Origin of the sequence: Candidatus Regiella insecticola LSR1, assembly GCF_000143625.1 — a bacterium.
Classification (GTDB): Bacteria; Pseudomonadota; Gammaproteobacteria; order Enterobacterales; family Enterobacteriaceae; genus Regiella; species Regiella insecticola.
Window position 1 is genome coordinate 1 of the sequence record NZ_GL379666.1, and the last position, 675, is coordinate 675.

The window sequence follows — 675 nt, forward strand, 5'->3', positions numbered from 1 at the left end:
AACGCGGTTATTTGGTCTGGTGATAACTGGGGGACTAAAACCCGTTTAGGGACGTTAAAAAGTGATAATTCGGGGTATTCTTCAGTATATGCATTATCTGCTGATGGAAAAATAGCGGGCGGATATGTTGATAATGATCTAGGTCAGCCCAACGCGGTTATTTGGTCTGGTGATAACTGGGGGACTAAAACCGTTTTAGGGACGTTAAATAGTGATAATTCGGGGAAATCTTTCGTACAAGCATTATCTGCTGATGGAAAAATAGCGGGCGGATATGTATATGTTGATAATGATCTAGGTCGGCGCAAAGCGGTTATTTGGTCTGGTGATAACTGGGGGACTAAAACCGTTTTAGAGACGTTAAATAGTGATAATTCGAAGGAATCTTTATTACTAGCATTATCTGCTGATGGAAAATAGCGGGCGGAGCTGAGAGTGATTCATTTTTTCAACGCGGTTATTTGGTCTGGCGATAACTGGGGGACTAAAACCCGTTTAGGGACGTTAAAAAGTGATAATTCGGGGAAATCTCTCGTACGTGCATTATCTGCTGATGGAAAAATAGCCATGGGTATTTCTGATACAGATTCTGGAGTCAGCCGTGTATTTATATCAAGAATAAGCAGGTCAGTTCCGGCGCCGGTTGAGGCGCCTCAACCGGCTCCAATAGCGCCT

The 675-nt window shown here is 43.4% G+C and carries 1 protein-coding gene and 1 pseudogene; both read left to right on the forward strand.

Going from position 1 to position 675, the window contains the following annotated elements; genetic code table 11:
- Window positions 1-420 (forward strand): annotated as a pseudogene (locus REG_RS13515) (hypothetical protein); the annotation flags it as partial.
- A 15-nt stretch (window positions 421-435) separates the two neighbouring features.
- Window positions 436-675, forward strand: a 240-nt coding sequence (locus REG_RS13825; protein ID WP_218015684.1) for a hypothetical protein, incomplete at its 3' end; no start/stop codon positions are given.